This window comes from Azorhizophilus paspali (assembly GCF_043587585.2).
GTDB classification, from domain to species: domain Bacteria; phylum Pseudomonadota; class Gammaproteobacteria; order Pseudomonadales; family Pseudomonadaceae; genus Azotobacter; species Azotobacter paspali.
Window position 1 is genome coordinate 3,456,036 of sequence record NZ_CP171449.1, and the last position, 16,701, is coordinate 3,472,736.

The window sequence follows — 16,701 nt, forward strand, 5'->3', positions numbered from 1 at the left end:
TCACTGCCACAGAGCCGTATTTTCAAGAAGTCCGGAAAAATTCCCGAGCACTAGTCCACTGATCCGAATATCCGCCTGGTTCCGTTCCAGCGGGAAACCCAGACCCTTGAAGCGCATCACGCCCGGTTCGCAGCTCACCTGCTTAATCTTCGAAAGACAGTTTTGAAGTCTCCGGCTCATCCGGATCAGGCGGGCTCATTCCAGCCCCCGTCGTCATCCGAAAAACGGCTCCCGCGGGATGTGGGGGCGTTCACACAGATAAGGTATGGATACCAATGCCCGGCTTTTCCCGCGCCTACACACTGATCGAACTCATGACTAGCCTCGCCCTGATCGCTGTGCTCGCCATGGTCGGCGTCCCCGCACTCAGCCATAGCGTCGAAGGCCAAAGGGTCGGCACTACCAGCCGCAACCTCAGCGCCAGCCTTGCCCTGGCCAGGCATGCGGCGATCAGCCAGAACCGTCCGGTACTGGTCGAGAGTCTCGAAAGCGATTGGGAAGCAGGTTGGAGGGTATATGTCGATGCCAATTCGAATGGCGCTTTCGATCCCGGCGAGCGGGAACTGTCGAGACAGGGCCAAGCCCCGGATGGCGTGCGAATCGCGCCGAACAGTCCTGTCCGGGGCTATGTGCGCTATATCGCGACGGGGCAGGCGCAACTGGCGAGTGGAGCCTTCCAGGCCGGAACCTTCACTATCTGCCACCAGAACGGCCGGCATGCGGTGAGAAGTCTGATTCTGAACGCCAGCGGCCGGGTTCGCTCGACCCGGAACGCTCCCGGTGCCTGCTGACGGAAAGAAACGGCCGGATCGTGCCGGACACTCAGTCTGACGACACCACTCGCAACTCCTTCGGTATCGAGAAGGTGATGTTTTCCTCACGTCCGGTCAATTCCTCGACGTTGACGACGCCCCATTGCCGCAGTCGCTCGATCACGTCGCGCACCAGCACCTCCGGCGCCGAGGCGCCGGCGGTGACACCGACGCGCCGGATACCGTCGAACCATTCGCGACGAAGATCCTGGGCGCCGTCGACCAGATAGGCGGGAACTCCGATGCTCTCGGCCAGCTCACGCAGGCGGTTGGAGTTCGAACTGCTGGAGCTGCCGACCACCAGCACCAATTGGCACTCGCCGGCCAGTTGCCTGACCGCGTCCTGGCGATTCTGGGTGGCGTAGCAGATGTCGTCCCTGCGCGGGCCATCGATGCCCGGAAAGCGGGCGCGCAGAGCATTGATCATGCGGGCGGCATCGTCCATGGACAGGGTGGTCTGGGTGACGAAAGCCAGGGACGAGGGATTGCGCACCTGCAGATGGGCGACATCCTCCTCGCCCTCCACCAGATAAATGGCGCCACCATTGGCCGTATCGTACTGGCCCATGGTGCCTACCACCTCCGGATGCCCCTGGTGCCCGATGAGAATGCACTCCCGGCCCTCGCGGCTGTAGCGGGCGACCTCCATGTGCACCTTGGTCACCAGCGGACAGGTGGCGTCGAACACCTTGAGCCCGCGCCGCTCGGCCTCCTGGCGCACCGCCAGGGACACGCCGTGGGCGCTGAAGATGACGATGGCGTTGTCCGGCACCTGGTCCAACTCCTCGACAAAGATGGCTCCCCGAGAACGCAGATCGTCCACCACGAACTTGTTGTGCACCACTTCGTGGCGCACATAGATCGGCGGACCGAAGACCTCCAGGGCACGGTTGACGATCTCGATGGCGCGATCGACGCCGGCGCAGAAACCACGGGGATTGGCAAGCTTGATGTGCATGGGAGGTCTCGGCGGGAATGGGGCGGATGGCGATCGTGGCTCAGACGGCCCTGACTTCGAGGATCTCCACTTCGAAGGTCAGGTCGCGGCCGGCCAGCGGGTGATTGAAATCGACGGTGACCTGCTGATCGTCGAAGGACTTGACGACACCCGGCATCTCGCCGCTGGCGGCATCGTTGAAGATCACCATCAGGCCTTCGGAGAGCTCCATACCTTCGAAGTGGCCGCGCGGCATAACCTGTACGTTCTGCGGATTGGGCCGGCCGAAGCCCTGCTCCGGCGCAATCGGCAGGGCGCGCTTGTCGCCGGCCTTGAGGCCATAGAGAGACAGCTCGAAACCGGGTAACAGATTGCCATCGCCAACCCGAAAGGTGGCCGGACGCCTGTCGAAGGTACTGTCAACCACATCGCCCGAGTCGAGCTTGATGGCGAAATGCAGGGTGACTTCCCGATCGGGACCGATGCGCAGTTCAGTCATGGGCAGTTTCTCCGGACTTCTTGCTGATGAACATATCCAGCGCCAGCATGATGGCGCCCACGGTAATGGCGCTGTCGGCCAGGTTGAATGCCGGGAAGAACCAACGATCCTGCCAGTGCACCAGGATGAAGTCGATCACATGACCATAGGTCACGCGATCGAACAGGTTGCCCACGGCGCCGCCCAGCACCAACGCCAAGGCGATGGCCAGCCAAGTTTCGGAGGGCTGGAGACGCTTGAGCCAGACCACCAGAACACTGCTGACCGCGATCGCAATCAGGGCGAACAGCCAGCGCTGCCAGCCGGACTCGCCAGCGAGGAAGCTGAACGCGGCACCGGTATTGTAGGCCAGGGTCCAACTGAACAGACCGGGAAGGATCTCGATCTGCTGGTGGAGCTGCAGGGCATCCTCGAAATGGAGCTTGCTGGCCTGGTCGAGAACGAATACCAGAAGGCTCAGCCAGAGCCAGGGCAGCTTGCCGAAACGGGAATTCATCGACGCCTACCCACCCCGCCGCGGCCACGATGCGAATCATGCATGCCGGCGGACCTCGCCCTCGCCCTGGATGTTCTCCACGCAACGCCCGCAGATTTCCGGATGCGCTGGGTCGAGCCCTACATCTTCGCGATGGTGCCAGCAGCGAGCGCACTTGGCATGGGCCGACTTGCTCACCTGAATGCGCAGGCCGGCGACTTCGGTGTCAACCGTATCCGCAGGAGCGGCCTCGAGCAGCTGGACCCGCGCGGCCGAAGTGATCAGTACGAAGCGCAGCTCGTCGCCCAGCAGGGCCAGGCGCCCGGCCAGCGCCGGCTCGGCGAACAGGACGACCTCGGCCTGCAGGTTGCCGCCGATGGCCTTGGCATTGCGCCGGTTCTCCAGCTCCTTGTTCACTGCGGCCTTGACCGCCATGATCTGTTCCCAGAAAGCACGACCGAGGGCGAAGCCTTCCGGCAGCTCGGCGAGCCCCTGGTACCAGGTGTTGAGCATCACCGATTCGTTGCGCTCGCCCGGCAGGTACTGCCAGATCTCCTCGGCGGTGAACGCCAGGATCGGCGCGATCCAGCGCACCAGCGCCTCGCCGATGTGGTACATGGCGCTCTGGCAGGAACGGCGCGCCACGCTGTCGGCGGCGCAGGTGTACTGGCGGTCCTTGATGATGTCGAGGTAGAAACCGCCCAGCTCCTGCACACAGAAGTTGTGCACCTTCTGGTAGACGTTCCAGAAACGGTATTCGCCATAGGCTTCCTCGATCTCGCGCTGCAGCAGCAGGGCACGGTCCACCGCCCAGCGGTCGAGGGCGAGCATGTCTTCGGTGGCCAACAGGTCCTTTGCCGGATCGAAGCCGTTGAGGTTGGCCAGCAGAAAGCGCGCTGTATTACGAATGCGCCGGTAAGCATCGGCGCTGCGCTGGAGGATCTGATCGGACACCGCCATCTCGCCGGAGTAGTCGGTGGCCGCTACCCAGAGGCGCAGAATGTCGGCCCCCAGAGTATCGGTTACCTTCTGCGGCGCGATCACATTACCCAGGGACTTGGACTGCTTGCGCCCGTTCTCGTCCACGGTGAAGCCGTGAGTCAGCAGTTCCTTATATGGCGGATGGCCATCGATGGCACAGCCGGTCAACAACGAGGAGTGGAACCAGCCACGGTGCTGATCGGAGCCTTCCATGTACAAGTCGGCCCGCGGCCCGCTGGCGTGGCCGAGTGGATGGGAGCCGCGCAGTACATGCCAGTGGGTGGTGCCGGAGTCGAACCAGACGTCTAGGGTATCCCTGCTCTTGTCATACAGGGTGGCTTCGTCGCCGAGCAGCTCGGCGGCATCAAGCTTGAACCAGGCCTCGATGCCTTCTTGCTCGACCCGCTTGGCCACCTCCTCCATCAATTCGATGGTACGCGGGTGCAATTCGCCGCTTTCCTTGTGCAGGAAGAACGGGATCGGCACGCCCCAGTTGCGCTGGCGCGAGATGCACCAGTCTGGGCGGCCGGCGATCATGTTGTGCAGACGCGCCTTGCCCCAGGCCGGAACGAACCTGGTCTGCTCGATACCTTCCAGAGCCCGCTCACGCAGGGTCGCGCCTTCGCTCGGCTGCTTGTCCATGCCGACGAACCACTGCGCGGTGGCGCGGTAGATCAGCGGGGTCTTGTGCCGCCAACAGTGCATATAGCTGTGGGAGATGACCTCGTGCTTGAGCAGCGCGCCGACTTCTTCGAGTTTGGCGACGATATTCGGGTTGGCCTTCCAGATGAACTGGCCACCGAAAAATGGCAGCGACTCGGCGTAGACGCCGTTGCTCTGCACTGGGTTGAAGATGTCGTCATTGATCATGCCGTACTGCTTGCAGGTACGGAAGTCGTCCTCGCCATAAGCCGGCGCCGAGTGGACGATGCCGGTACCGGCGTCCAGTCCGACGTAGTCGGCCAGATAGACCGGCGAGCAGCGCTCGTAGAAGGGATGGCGGAAACGGATCAGCTCCAGCGCCTCACCCTTCGCGGTAGCGATCACCTGCCCCTGCAGGCCGTAGCGCGCAAGGCACCTCTCCACCAGCTCCTCAGCCAGCACCAGCAGCCGCTCGCCGCAATCCACCAAGGCATAGGTGAAGTCCGGATGGATATTGAGCGCCTGGTTGGCCGGAATGGTCCAGGGCGTGGTAGTCCAGATGACGATGCTGGCCGGCTTGGCCAGAGCCGCCAGGCCGAATGCCGTCGCCAGCTTGTCGGCATCTTCGACGGCGAACGCCACGTCGATGGCATCGGACTTTTTGTCCTGGTACTCGACCTCGGCCTCGGCCAACGCCGAACCACAATCGAAACAGAAGTTGACCGGCTTCAGCCCCTTGAACACAAAGCCCTTTTTGACCATCTCGGCCAGGGCGCGAATCTCCCCGGCCTCGTTGGCAAAGTCCATGGTGAGATAGGGATTATCCCAATCCCCCAGCACGCCCAGGCGGATGAAACCGGCCTTCTGCTCGGTCACCTGCTCGGTCGCATAGGCACGGCAACGCTCGCGGGTCAGGTCCGCCGACTGGTTCTTGCCGAAGGTGGTCTCAACCTTGTGCTCGATCGGCAGGCCGTGGCAGTCCCAGCCCGGCACGTAGGGCGCATCGAAGCCGCTGAGCGTCTTGGAGCGCGTGATGATGTCCTTGATGATCTTGTTCAGCGCGTGACCGATGTGAATGCTGCCGTTGGCGTAGGGCGGGCCGTCGTGCAGGATGAACTTCGGACGGCCCTCGCCGATCTGCCGCAGCTTGCGGTACAGGTCGATGCTGTTCCAGTGCCGCAGCGTCTCCGGCTCGCGTTGCGGCAGGCCGGCCTTCATCGGGAATGCCGTTTCCGGCAGGTTGAGGGTCGCTTTGTAGTCGGTCATCGTTGTTCGAGCTCGTGAGTAAGCGGTTTACCCTGCCAGTAGGCTCGGGCGGCGGCGATATCCGCGTCGATCGCCGCTTTCAGCGCATTCAAAGAAGCGAAGCGTTCCTCGTCGCGCAGCTTGTGATGGAAGGTGACACACAGGTGTCGGCCATACAGGTCGCCGGCAAAATCCAGCAGATGCGCCTCCAGATGCGCGCGGCCATCGCCTGTCACCGAGGGGCGCACACCGATGTTGGCCACTCCCGGCCAACGCCGCCCGTCCAGTTCGGTGCTCACCAGATAGACGCCGGTAAGCGGCACCCGGCGGCGCTTGAGTTGCACGTTGGCAGTCGGCGTGCCGAGTTGGCGACCCAGCTTCTGGCCATGCAGCACCCGGCCGCAGAGGCTGAACGGCCGGCCGAGCAGGCGCTCGGCCAGGGGTAGATCGCCATGGCTCAGGGCGGCACGCAGCCGCGTGCTGCTGACGCGCAGGCCGTCCACCTCGACGGTGACCGCCGCCTCAACGGTGAAGCCCTCCGCCGCACCGGCCTGGCACAGGAACTCAAAGTCGCCGGCGCGGTCGCAGCCGAAGCGAAAGTCGTCGCCGACCTCAAGGTGGCGCACGCCCAGTCCCTCGACCAGCACGCTCTGCACGAACGCCCAGGCACTCAGCTCGCACAAGCGGCGATTGAAGGCCAGACAGAGCACCCGATCGACGCCCTGCGCCGCAAGCAGTTCGAGCTTTTCCCGCAGGCGGGTCAAGCGCGCCGGGGCACGCTGCGGACTGAAAAACTCCCGCGGCTGAGGTTCGAAGATCACCACGCAGTTGGGCAGGCCCAATTCGGTCGCGCGCTCGCGCAGGCGCGTGAGGATCGCCTGGTGACCACGGTGGACACCGTCGAAATTCCCAATGGTAGCGACACAACCCCGATGCTGGGGCCGCAGATTATGGAGGCCTCGAACCAGCTGCATAGGAAACATCTTGCCTGCAAAGTGGCCGATTATACGCACAGCCGAGGCCTGGCGACAGGTCGGCAAGACGCTCAGAACGGCGGACCGCTGCCCGAAACGCCGCTCTCACGACCAGTTGCACGACACCCACCAGGATCAGGCGATCGACCTGCGGGAAAAATCCCGCAACCGGAAGCCAAGCAGCAGCAACGTACCGAAATAAGCCACGATGCCTGCCAGCACCAGGGCACCCAGGCGCAGGAAGCGCTCCGCCATCACACCCTGCTCCCAGGCCGGCATCAGCGCCATTCCCCCAAGCAATACGGCGCCCATTGCCAGTACGGCCACCAGCAGCTTGACGAGGAACACGCCCCAACCCACCTGCGGCTCGAATCGCCGCTGCTGGCGCAGCTTCCAATAGAGAAGACCGGCGTTCAGACAGGCCCCCAGCCCAATGGCCAGCGCCAGGCCAGCATGCGGGACGGGAAAGGTCAGGATGAAGATCACGTTCATGACCTGGGTGGCGCCCAGGGTCAGCATGGCGATGCGCACCGGCGTGCGAATGTTCTGCTGGGCATAGAAGCCCGGCGCCAGCACTTTCACCAGAATGATCCCGAGCAGCCCGACCGCATAGGCGATCAAGGCATATTGAGTCATCAGGGCATCGTGGGCAGTGAACCTGCCGTATTGGAACAGCGACACGGTCAGCGGCTCGGCGAGAATCGCCAGAGCCAGCGCACAGGGCAGCACCAGCAGGAAGCACAGGCGTAGCCCCCAGTCGAGAAGCCGCGAATACTCCTGCCGGTCCCGGCTGACATGGGTCTTCGACAGAGCCGGCAGCATGATGGTCCCCAGCGCCACGCCGAGCACGCCGGACGGCAGCTCCATCAGGCGGTCGGCGTAGTACATCCAGGACACCGAACCGGCGGCGAGAAAAGATGCGAAGATGGTGTTGATGATCAGCGAGATCTGTCCCACCGAGACGCCGAGGATGGCCGGCGCCATCTGCCTGAGTACTCGCCACACGCCGCTATCGCGCAGGTTCAGCCGCGGCAGCACGAGCATCCCGATCTTCTTCAGGTGGGGCAACTGGTAGAGCAGTTGCAACAGGCCGCCGGCCAGCACCGACCAGCCCAGCGCCAGCACCGGCGGATCGAAGAAGGGCGCGAGGAACAGTGTGAAGGCGATCATGCTCAGGTTCAGCAGGGTCGGCACGAAGGCCGGCACGCCGAACCTGTTCCAGGTATTGAGGATCGCCCCGGCCAGCGAAGACAGCGAGATCAGCAATATATAAGGAAAGGTGATCCGCAGCAGCGTGGCGGTGAGTTCGAACTTTTCCGTGGACTCGGCAAAACCTGGCGCCGAGACCCAAATGATCCAGGGTGCCGCCAGGATGCCGAGCAGGGTCACCAGCGCCAGCACCAAGGTCAGCAGGCCGGCGACATAGGCAATGAAGGTGCGTGTCGCCTCCTCGCCCTGCTGGGTCTTGTATTCGGCGAGGATCGGCACGAAGGCCTGGGAAAAGGCGCCTTCGGCGAAAATGCGCCGCAACAGGTTGGGCAACTTGAAGGCGACGAAGAAGGAATCGGTGGCCAGACCGGCGCCGAAGATGCGCGCCACCAGGGTATCGCGCACGAAGCCTAGCACGCGGGACAGCATGGTGATGGAGCTGACCGCCGCCAGCGACTTGAGTAGATTCATGGAAACCGGGATTCGAGGTCTGGCTGGAAGAGAACGGGTCCGACGGCATGCCAGACGGCCGCGGCCGACGGTGGCGGCGAGGCCTGGCCCCGAGCGGAGCCGCGAGTGTAGAGACCGACGACGGCTATCGCAATGCGATGTGCGCAGAGCCTTCAAAGCAATCGCACGAAGCCATGATGGTGTTCCAGTCGTTGCGGATAAACCCTGGCGCACCGCACCAGTAGCCGTCGCGGGTTCTTGTCACCGCGCTGGCTGATGCCCAGCAGGTTGCTCCGACCACCCGTGCTGTATTGCCGTGGCGCCAAGCCGATCGAGGCGGCAAAGTCCCGGCTACAGCCGTACTGCTTGCCATCCCCAACCTGCGCCGACAACAAGCTCGCCGTGATCGGACCGATGCAGGGAATGGTCATCAGGCGACGCCCCAGGTCATCATCGGCCAACTGGTGGGTCATTTCTTTGTCCAAATCCCTGATCTGCTCGTCCAGGTAACAGACGTGGCTATGCAAACGCATCAGCAATACGACCAGTCGGTGCGGCAGCTCGTGCTCGGCCAATGTTGTTGGCAAGCGCCTAACCAGCGAAAGCCCCTTGGGCAAGCTGACGCCGAACTCCAACAAGAAGCCATGGACCGGATTGACGGTTTTCGTACGGTCGCGCACTAAGGAGTCGCGTATGCGGTGCGGCACCGATAACGTCTGTCGTACCTCTGTCTTCGGCGTAACAAAACGCATGGTCGGTCGAGAAGCCGCTTCGCGGATCGCCTCGGCATCGATGAAGTCGTTCTTGTTGCTCTTGACGAACGGACGGACAAACCGTGGCGCGATCAACTTCACCTCATGCCCGGTCGCGATCAGTTGGCGCGCAATGAAGTGAGCCCCCGTACAGGCCTCCAGCGCCACGGTGCAGGCTGGCAGATTGCCCAGCAAACGCATCATCTGTAGGCGTGTCGCTTTTTTGCCGAAGACTTCTTGCCCCGCCTTGTCCTGCCCATGCAGATGGAAACTGTGCTTGCCAAGATCGATGCCTACCAGTGCGACTGTGCTCATGGCGATGGTCTGCGAAAATAAAACACCCTGCGAAAGTTAGCTTTCGCAGGGTATGGGGGTGACCATCTCATTAAAACCGGCTAAAAGCCGGTTTTTGTTGTCTCGTCCGCGACGCCTTTCAGCCCTTCGCATACTCGCGCAGCCGCGCCTGCAGCCAGGCCCGCTCCTGCTCGGCAATCCGCGCCCGCACACGCCGCTGGTACAGTGCCAGCCTTTGCCGTTGCTCGTCGACCGAGAGGCTATCCCAGCCGTAGAACAGTCCGGCGTCGTCCACCGGCTCCTCGGGATCTGCCCCCGATTTCGGTGTGGGCTGCATCCAGCACCCCAGAAACAGCCCGGCCATGAACAAGCCACAGCATGCAAGTACAAGAGAAAGAATCGGATCGACGGTCATCGGCTGCCCTTCTTAGCGTAACAACTCACGCGGAACCACGTGCCCGTTGTGACCGCACGACAGGCTCAAAGTGCCATCGACCCGAGTCATCTTTACATTACATCTCCTTTCCTTGCGCAGGATGATATGCCAAAGCCGAACCAAGGCTACCGGGAGGTCCAGCGAGGCATCGATCGCCGTTGCCTACACTCGTCTTGCAAGGGCTCGTGCTAACGGTCAGAGCGGGCCATGAAGTCTCCAATTGACGAAAGGACGCCTCTCGGAGCTGCATCGCATCAAATAAACTTCTTGCGGGAAGCAGGAAACACACTAGTTATCATTGCACCCCGCAGTTTCCGGATACAGATAACGAATGGTATTGAGATTTCCAGTGGAGTCCTCATAGGTCATCTGTGCAGGAATGACCCCGCAAAAATCCGGTTCGGGCGGGAAATACTCCATGGCGACCACTTCGGCAATGTCCAGGCGCATTCCATATTCGTAATCCACCACTTCGGGCTCCTGGGAATAGATGATCATCTCTTCCAACTCCTCAGGCTCTAAGGCAGGACGGCCTCCATTCTCGGCCATGGACAGGGAAGCCGGAAAAAGTAGGGCTGCAGCGCAAATTACTTTCACGGATTTCATGTCAAAGACTGTCATAGGAATACCCCTCCCACAGGAGAAGAACTCAAGAAACACACGACGCACCACAACAACCGGCGTCGCTCCTCAGGCAGTCATAAGTAAAAAGCGAAACCGGTGCGAGGAGCCGGCCCGCTGTCCTCCCGACCGGCGAGAGGTCACGGCAGAACCCTTCTCCGCATCGCCAGCACATCCACATCCGGTAGCCACGCCCGACGAAAGCGAAACGGTCACGGATATGCGTCCCTGCAGTAACAGCGATGATCGGATGAGCGCCCACTGCCACGGGAAGACACATGAATGTGCCCACAATCCCCTTCTTGCCTGGCGCCACCCGACCCAGCGCTCGTCGGAAGCCCTGCCATATTCGACTTCCGAACAATGCCTGTAATTTTCATCCGCCGTCGATACAAGCAAAGATCCCATGATCATCAGGGTCAAGCCAAAGCTTATCGGATGGGGTTATTTCAATGCGAATATATAGAATGGAAGATTATTCGAAGAATGAAATCCCTTCGAAAAGCCAAAGAAAAATAAGATCCATACCTATTGTCTTCAAGCATTATCATGCCGCAACCAGTCGAATTTCTTGCCCCCACATAATGCGGAACAAGGGGAAAACCCCGCCTGTCCCGCTTCGCTCAAGAGCCGTGAAAACCTTCGCCGCCCCGATCCCGTGAACAGTGCGCCGCATTGCAATCATCCTGCAATCAATAGAAACAAAACGAGTCGGCAACGCCTGTCCAAGGCTCGGCGAAGCGCCGGCTGGACATCCGCTCGCCTGTCGACCTCCCCTGCTTCGCGCCCGGCGCAAAAGCCGCAACATCCCTGTACGGAAATGGATATTTCTCATAAAAACGTGATTTTTCATCAAAAATAGCCACAAGTTTCAGGCAACGAGCCGGCCATGAAAACCTTCCGCTACAGGGCTTGGCTTTTTCCGCGGACTTGGCGTACAGTATCTAAACTGTGTTTGCGTGGGTCGCTGTTGAATCTTGACTTGGTGGCAGTAGGTCCTACAGGTCCGCTACATCCCGCTCGACTTCTCTTACTCTCTGCAACCAGTTCTAGCTCTCTGTTGTCACAGAGACTGCCATCAACTCCAGTTTCAAGGAAATAAGACATGTCGAATCGTCAAACCGGCACCGTCAAGTGGTTCAACGACGAGAAAGGCTTTGGTTTCATCACCCCCGAGAGCGGTCCGGATCTGTTCGTTCACTTCCGTGCGATCGAAGGTACCGGCTTCAAGAGCCTGAAGGAAGGCCAGAAAGTCAGCTTCGAAGCAGTGCAGGGCCAGAAGGGCATGCAGGCTGACAAGGTTCAGATCCTGGGCTGATCGCCGGCTCGACAAAAAGCCCTCGATGACGGCATCGAGGGCTTTTTCATGCCCGGATTCCGTAGAATGCCGGCTTTTGCCTAACCGCGAGTCCGCCATGCTCAAGCCCGCTCTGACCCCCCGAGGTGATTTTCCTGCCGCGGGGCTGCCCCGCCGCCTGGCGGCGACGTTCTATGACGTCCTGCTCTGTATGGCCCTGCTGATCGTCGTCACCTTCATCTACAAGCTGGTCCAGATGGCTATCCTCGGTAGCGAGCGCCTCAGACAACTGTCCGATGCCGGCGCATTGGATGGCGACCCGTTGCTCTCCACTGTATTGTTCTTCTGCCTGTTCGGCTTTTTCGCGAAATTCTGGACATACAAAGGCCAGACCCTCGGCATGCAAGTCTGGGGCCTGCGCGTCCAGAACAGCGACGGCACCGCAATCGACCTCTGGCAGGCCCTGCTGCGTTTTCTGGTCGCCATCGCCTCCTGGCTGTGCTTCGGCCTGGGCCATTTCTGGATGCTCTGGGACAAACGAGGACGCACCTGGCAAGACATGTACTCCAGCAGCCAGGTGGTCCAACTGCCGAAGAACATCCACAAGAAGTAGCGCTCGCCCGGCCTTCCTCCGCGCGCCATGACGGCACGGGGAAAGCCCCTACCCCGCCCGTCGCAGCAGATACCCCCCCAGCAGGGCGCAAAGCCCGGCGGGCAGGAGGACTGCCAGCAGGGGAGAGAAGCCGAACACCTGGCTCGAAGGACCGAGCAGGTCCTGGAACATGCGGAAGACGAAGCCGGCCAGCACCCCCGTGAAAAGCCGCTGTCCGAGGGTGACCGAACGCAGCGGGCCGAAGATGAAAGAAATCGCCATCAGCACCAGCGCCGCGGTCACCAGAGGCTGCAGTACCTTACCCCAGAAGGCCAGCCAGTAGCGCGCGTTGTTCAGCTCCTGCTCGGCCAGATAATGGATGTAGTGCCAGAGCCCGGTGACCGACAAAGCTTCCGGGTCCATGACCACCGTTCCCAGCAGTTGCGGACTCAGCAAGATATCCCACTGTTCCGTCGCGGCCTTGGCGACCTCGGTACTGCGCTCGAGGAAACGGGTGGTCGTCACGTCCTCCAGTTGCCAGTTTCCCGCCCGGAACTCCGCCTTCCGGGCAAAGCTGGACCACAGCATGTGGCGCTGATCGTCGAAGCGGTAGCGCGTCACCCCGTACAGCACGCCACCCGGCTGCACCGCGTTGATATGCACGAATTCGTTGCCCTGGCGGTGCCAGAGACCATGTTTGGAGGTCTGCGCCTCGCCGCCGCCCTGTGCCAGGGAACGGTGCGCTTCGGCCTTGTTCTCCGCCCAGGGCGCTAGGTATTCGCCGAGCAGACCGCCGAGCACCATCAGCACCAGCATGGGCTTCATCACCGCCCAGACGATACGGCCGAGGGATATCCCGGAAGCCCGTATGACCGTGAGTTCGCTACTGCTGGCCAGGCTGCCGAGGCCGATCAGGCAACCGATCAGCGCCCCCATCGGCAGCATTTCATAGGTTCGCTGCGGCACGGTCAGAAAAACGTACCAGGCCGCGGCGGCCAGATCGTAATCGCCTTGGACATCGCCCAGTTCGTCGACGAAGGAGAACAGCAGGGCCAGGCCAACGAGCACCCCGAGCACCGCCAGGATGGAGAGAGACACGCTGGCGCCGATGTATCTGTCCAGCTTACCCATGATTCAGACTCCGCTCGGCACGCCGACGCGCCAATTGCAGATGCAGGGGCTCCCAGAACAGCAGCCCCAGAGCGATCAGCAGGAAAACTCCATGAACCCACCAGAGGCCTATCAGCATCGGGATCTTGCCTTTGTCCAGTTCGCCGCGCACGGCGATCAGCGTGGCCAGATAGGCCATGTAGAGAAGAATCGCCGGAAGCAGCTTGAGAAAGCGGCCCTGGCGGGGATTGACCTTGGCCAGCGGCACCGCCAACACGGCGACCACGAACACCAGCAGGGGCAGGGAAAGGCGCCATTGCAGCTCGGCCTGATGACGCGGCTGGTCGCTGCCGATCAACTCACTGGTGGGAATCGCCTCGCGCTCGTTGATCTCGCTGCTCACCACCGGCCTGGCCAGCAGCACCCCATAGGTGTCGTAGCGGATCACCCGATAGTCGGCTTCGCCAGGGTTGCCATCGTAGCGGTAGCCGTTCTGCAGGATCAGGTAACGACTGCCGTCCGCCTGTATTTCCTGACGCCCACCCTCCGCCACCAGTACAGCGATGCCACGCTCCTTCCCACCGTCGCGGGACATCCGCTTCTCGCTGATGAACACGCGGGAAAGCTCGGTGCGATCATTCGTCAGGTCCTCGACATAGGTCACCCGGGAACCGTCCTTCATGGTCTGGAAGCGGCCCGGCACCAGGGTATCGAACTCGGTCAGAGCTTTCTGCTCGTTGAGCAGTTGCTCGACCAGGCGTATCCCCTGGGGCGCCAGCCCCAGGCTCATCCAGGCCACCAGCGCGGCGACCGGAATAGCCGGTACCAGGGTATAGACGGCCAGGCGCTGCGGGCTCATGCCGGTCGCCGCCAGCACGGTCATCTCGCTGTCCAGATACAACCGGCCGTAGGCCAGCAGAATACCGAGAAACAGCCCCAGCGGCAGGATCAGCTCGAGGAAGCTGGGCACCCGGTAGAGCATGATCTGCAGCAGTACGCCGGGATCGAGCAGGCCTTGAGCGGCCTGCGCCAGATATTTGATGAAGCGGCCGCTCATGATGATCGCCAGCAGCACGGCACTGACCGCGCCCAGCGTCATCAGCAGTTCACGGGAGAGATAGCGAGGAATGATCAAACCGGACACTCCAGGGTTGTCAGGCTTAGGCGGCTGTGCTCAAACTAGCCGCCTCGTTGCCGACCCACCGCCCCACGGGCCGTCGAAGAAGCCACGCGGCCGAACGGGGCAGGACCAGGCAAGGCTGTGCAGTGTCCCTGACGTGAAAGGGCGCCAACCCGATCCCGCACCGATGGCCGAACGCAGCATTCCCAGCGGCCTGCAACGCGCCACAAAAAAGAACGGCATTATCCTGCAAACCAGACCCATTTGTCTTGGGGACATCACGCCATGCAACTCGTTGTCAAAAGTACCAGCCCGCAAACCCTGAAAACTGCAACGCTGGTGGTTGCCGTCGGCGAAGGCCGCAAACTGGGCGCCACCGCCAAGGCCATCGACCAGGCCGCCGACGGCGCCCTGTCGGCCGTTCTCAAGCGCGGCGACCTTGTCGGCAAGGTCGGACAGACCCTGCTGCTGTACGCGGTGCCGAACCTCAAGGCGGAACGCGTGCTGCTGGTCGGCGCCGGCAAGGAGGGCGAGTTGAGCGACCGCCAGTTCCGCAAGATCGCCGCCGCGGCTTACGGCGCGCTGAAGGGCCTGGGCGGCAGCGATGCCGCCCTGACCCTGGGCGAACTCCAGGTCAAGGGACGTGACACCTATGGCAAGACCCGCCTGCTGGCCGAGACCCTGCTCGACGCTACCTATGCGTTCGATCGCTTTAAGAGCGAGAAGGCCACCGCGCCGGCTCTGAAGAAGCTCGTCCTGCTCTGCGACAAGGCCAGTCAGGCCGAGGTGGAGCGCGCCGCCAGCCATGCCCAGGCGATCGTCAACGGCACGGCCCTGACCCGCGACCTCGGTAACCTGCCGCCGAACCTCTGCAATCCGACCTCCCTGGTCAACGAGGCCAAAGCGCTGGCCAAGGCCTACGACACTTTGAAGGTCGAAGTCCTCGACGAGAAAAAACTCAAGGAGCTCGGCATGGGCGCCTTCCTCGCCGTGGCCCAGGGCAGCGACCAGCCGCCACGGCTGATCGTGCTCGACTACCAGGGCGGCAAGAAGGACGAGCAACCCTTCGTGCTGGTCGGCAAGGGCATCACCTTCGATAGCGGCGGCATCAGCCTCAAGCCGGGCTCGGGCATGGACGAGATGAAGTACGACATGTGCGGCGCCGCCAGCGTGCTCGGCACCTTCCGCGCCCTACTCGAACTGGCGCTGCCGATCAACGTCGTGGGCCTCCTGGCCTGTGCCGAGAACATGCCCAGCGGCGGCGCCACCCGCCCCGGCGACATCGTCACCAGCATGAGCGGACAGACCGTGGAGATCCTCAACACCGACGCCGAAGGCCGTCTGGTGCTGTGCGACACCCTCACCTACGCCGAACGCTTCAAACCGCAGGCGGTGATCGACATCGCCACCCTCACCGGCGCCTGCATCACCGCCCTGGGCACCCAGGCCTCGGGCCTGATGGGCAACGACGACGGCCTGATCCGCCAAGTCCTCGAGGCCGGCGAACATGCCGCCGACCGCGCCTGGCAGTTGCCGCTGTTCGAGGAATACCAGGAGCAGCTCGACAGCCCGTTCGCCGACATGGCCAACATCGGCGGCCCAAAGGCCGGCACCATCACCGCCGCCTGCTTCCTCTCGCGCTTCGCCAAGAACTACCACTGGGCGCACCTGGACATCGCCGGCACGGCCTGGATCAGCGGCGGCAAGGAAAAGGGCGCCACCGGCCGCCCGGTACCGCTGTTGACCCAGTTCCTGCTGGACCGCAGCACCCCCTGAGCCACGGCGGGAGCGGCCGACCCGCTCCCGCGCCGCCGAGGACTCCATGCCCCAGGTCGACTTCTATATTCTGCCCTCCGCGGACCCGGCGGCACGCCTGGATTTCGCCTGCAAGCTGACGGAAAAGGCTTGGCGCCTGGGGCGCCGCATCTACCTGCACTGTCAGGACGCGCCCCAACGCGAAACGCTGGACGCCCGGCTATGGAGCTTCAAGAGCGAGGCCTTCCTCCCCCACGGCCTGTTCGAGGAGGACGCCGATGCACCGATCGCCCTGGGCCTAGGCGACGCCCCCGGCAGCCATCGCGACCTGCTGATCAACCTGGCCCTGAGCGTGCCGTCCTTCTGCGCACGTTTCGAGCGAATCGCCGAACTGGTGGTGAGCGAACCGGTCATACGTCAAGCCACGCGCGCCAGCTACCGCTTCTACCGCGAGCGTGGCTATGCTTTACAGGATCATCGTCTGTCACGCATCTGACACG

At 62.4% G+C, this 16,701-nt stretch carries 15 protein-coding genes and 1 pseudogene; 5 read left to right on the forward strand and 11 right to left on the reverse strand.

Features of this window, described 5'->3' with window-relative positions:
• Positions 1–275 precede the first annotated feature (275 nt).
• Positions 276–791 (forward strand): GspH/FimT family pseudopilin, encoded by a 516-nt coding sequence (locus tag ACGI6K_RS16730; RefSeq protein WP_376945231.1) that lies wholly within the window; start codon positions 276–278, stop codon positions 789–791.
• 31 nt (positions 792–822) lie between these two features.
• On the opposite strand, the gene ispH is transcribed toward ACGI6K_RS16730, so the two are convergent.
• From ispH to ACGI6K_RS16775, 9 genes and pseudogenes are all read right to left on the reverse strand, one after another.
• Positions 823–1,770 carry a 4-hydroxy-3-methylbut-2-enyl diphosphate reductase gene (gene ispH, locus ACGI6K_RS16735; protein WP_376945229.1) on the reverse strand — a complete coding sequence of 316 codons (948 nt, stop codon included), beginning with the start codon at positions 1,768–1,770 and terminating at the stop codon, positions 823–825.
• 40 nt (positions 1,771–1,810) lie between these two features.
• Positions 1,811–2,248 (reverse strand): FKBP-type peptidyl-prolyl cis-trans isomerase, encoded by a 438-nt coding sequence (locus ACGI6K_RS16740; protein WP_376945227.1) that lies wholly within the window; start codon positions 2,246–2,248, stop codon positions 1,811–1,813.
• Entirely contained in the window at positions 2,241–2,744 is a 504-nt protein-coding gene (gene lspA / locus ACGI6K_RS16745) for a signal peptidase II (RefSeq protein ID WP_376945225.1), read from the reverse strand. The genes ACGI6K_RS16740 and lspA overlap by 8 nt, the downstream gene beginning before the upstream one ends.
• A gap of 36 nt (positions 2,745–2,780) precedes the next feature.
• Positions 2,781–5,612 (reverse strand): isoleucine--tRNA ligase, encoded by a 2,832-nt coding sequence (ileS, locus tag ACGI6K_RS16750; RefSeq protein ID WP_376945223.1) that lies wholly within the window; start codon positions 5,610–5,612, stop codon positions 2,781–2,783.
• Complete coding sequence (ribF, locus tag ACGI6K_RS16755; RefSeq protein ID WP_376945221.1) at positions 5,609–6,565, reverse strand: bifunctional riboflavin kinase/FAD synthetase; 957 nt, start codon at positions 6,563–6,565, stop codon at positions 5,609–5,611. Before ribF ends, ileS begins: the two co-directional genes overlap by 4 nt.
• 135 nt (positions 6,566–6,700) lie before the next feature.
• Positions 6,701–8,245 carry a murein biosynthesis integral membrane protein MurJ gene (gene murJ / locus ACGI6K_RS16760; protein WP_376945219.1) on the reverse strand — a complete coding sequence of 515 codons (1,545 nt, stop codon included), beginning with the start codon at positions 8,243–8,245 and terminating at the stop codon, positions 6,701–6,703.
• Positions 8,246–8,415: 170 nt separating this feature from the next.
• Positions 8,416–9,291, reverse strand: a pseudogene (locus tag ACGI6K_RS16765) (IS110 family transposase); the annotation flags it as partial.
• A 118-nt stretch (positions 9,292–9,409) separates the two neighbouring features.
• Positions 9,410–9,685, reverse strand: coding sequence for a hypothetical protein (locus tag ACGI6K_RS16770; RefSeq protein ID WP_376948237.1), 276 nt, complete (start codon positions 9,683–9,685; stop codon positions 9,410–9,412).
• A gap of 309 nt (positions 9,686–9,994) precedes the next feature.
• Positions 9,995–10,327 carry a DUF2790 domain-containing protein gene (locus ACGI6K_RS16775; RefSeq protein ID WP_376948236.1) on the reverse strand — a complete coding sequence of 111 codons (333 nt, stop codon included), beginning with the start codon at positions 10,325–10,327 and terminating at the stop codon, positions 9,995–9,997.
• Between the two features lie 1,105 nt (positions 10,328–11,432).
• Between ACGI6K_RS16775 and ACGI6K_RS16780 the strand changes: the two genes are divergently transcribed.
• Together ACGI6K_RS16780 and ACGI6K_RS16785 are read left to right on the forward strand one after the other, a co-directional pair.
• Entirely contained in the window at positions 11,433–11,645 is a 213-nt protein-coding gene (locus ACGI6K_RS16780; RefSeq protein ID WP_012699820.1) for a cold-shock protein, read from the forward strand.
• A gap of 97 nt (positions 11,646–11,742) precedes the next feature.
• On the forward strand, positions 11,743–12,237 hold the full coding sequence (locus ACGI6K_RS16785; RefSeq protein WP_376948235.1) for an RDD family protein: 495 nt from the start codon (positions 11,743–11,745) through the stop codon (positions 12,235–12,237).
• Between the two features lie 48 nt (positions 12,238–12,285).
• Here the strand turns inward: ACGI6K_RS16785 and lptG are convergent, their stop codons facing one another.
• Positions 12,286–13,347, reverse strand: a complete 1,062-nt coding sequence (gene lptG / locus ACGI6K_RS16790; RefSeq protein WP_376948234.1) for an LPS export ABC transporter permease LptG — start codon at positions 13,345–13,347, stop codon at positions 12,286–12,288.
• On the reverse strand, positions 13,340–14,461 hold the full coding sequence (gene lptF, locus ACGI6K_RS16795) for an LPS export ABC transporter permease LptF (protein WP_376948233.1): 1,122 nt from the start codon (positions 14,459–14,461) through the stop codon (positions 13,340–13,342). Before lptF ends, lptG begins: the two co-directional genes overlap by 8 nt.
• Positions 14,462–14,731: 270 nt before the next feature.
• Here lptF and ACGI6K_RS16800 point away from each other — a divergent pair, with 270 nt between their 5' ends.
• Both ACGI6K_RS16800 and ACGI6K_RS16805 read left to right on the forward strand, forming a co-directional pair.
• Positions 14,732–16,222 carry a leucyl aminopeptidase gene (locus ACGI6K_RS16800; RefSeq protein ID WP_376948232.1) on the forward strand — a complete coding sequence of 497 codons (1,491 nt, stop codon included), beginning with the start codon at positions 14,732–14,734 and terminating at the stop codon, positions 16,220–16,222.
• A gap of 46 nt (positions 16,223–16,268) precedes the next feature.
• The gene (locus ACGI6K_RS16805) at positions 16,269–16,697 is read left to right on the forward strand and encodes a DNA polymerase III subunit chi (protein ID WP_376948231.1); all 429 of its coding nucleotides are present in this window, start codon (positions 16,269–16,271) and stop codon (positions 16,695–16,697) included.
• The last annotated feature ends 4 nt before the right edge of the window (positions 16,698–16,701 follow it).

Excerpts from the sequence above, each read along its gene's own strand:
- ACGI6K_RS16730 (WP_376945231.1), top strand. The coding sequence starts at position 276 with ATGCCCGGCTTTTCCCGCGCCTACACACTGATCGAACTCATGACTAGC.
- ispH (WP_376945229.1), bottom strand. The coding sequence starts at position 1,770 with ATGCACATCAAGCTTGCCAATCCCCGTGGTTTCTGCGCCGGCGTCGAT.
- ACGI6K_RS16740 (WP_376945227.1), bottom strand. The coding sequence starts at position 2,248 with ATGACTGAACTGCGCATCGGTCCCGATCGGGAAGTCACCCTGCATTTC.
- lspA (WP_376945225.1), bottom strand. The coding sequence starts at position 2,744 with ATGAATTCCCGTTTCGGCAAGCTGCCCTGGCTCTGGCTGAGCCTTCTG.
- ileS (WP_376945223.1), bottom strand. The coding sequence starts at position 5,612 with ATGACCGACTACAAAGCGACCCTCAACCTGCCGGAAACGGCATTCCCG.
- ribF (WP_376945221.1), bottom strand. The coding sequence starts at position 6,565 with ATGCAGCTGGTTCGAGGCCTCCATAATCTGCGGCCCCAGCATCGGGGT.
- murJ (WP_376945219.1), bottom strand. The coding sequence starts at position 8,245 with ATGAATCTACTCAAGTCGCTGGCGGCGGTCAGCTCCATCACCATGCTG.
- ACGI6K_RS16770 (WP_376948237.1), bottom strand. The coding sequence starts at position 9,685 with ATGACCGTCGATCCGATTCTTTCTCTTGTACTTGCATGCTGTGGCTTG.
- ACGI6K_RS16775 (WP_376948236.1), bottom strand. The coding sequence starts at position 10,327 with ATGACAGTCTTTGACATGAAATCCGTGAAAGTAATTTGCGCTGCAGCC.
- ACGI6K_RS16780 (WP_012699820.1), top strand. The coding sequence starts at position 11,433 with ATGTCGAATCGTCAAACCGGCACCGTCAAGTGGTTCAACGACGAGAAA.
- ACGI6K_RS16785 (WP_376948235.1), top strand. The coding sequence starts at position 11,743 with ATGCTCAAGCCCGCTCTGACCCCCCGAGGTGATTTTCCTGCCGCGGGG.
- lptG (WP_376948234.1), bottom strand. The coding sequence starts at position 13,347 with ATGGGTAAGCTGGACAGATACATCGGCGCCAGCGTGTCTCTCTCCATC.
- ACGI6K_RS16800 (WP_376948232.1), top strand. The coding sequence starts at position 14,732 with ATGCAACTCGTTGTCAAAAGTACCAGCCCGCAAACCCTGAAAACTGCA.
- ACGI6K_RS16805 (WP_376948231.1), top strand. The coding sequence starts at position 16,269 with ATGCCCCAGGTCGACTTCTATATTCTGCCCTCCGCGGACCCGGCGGCA.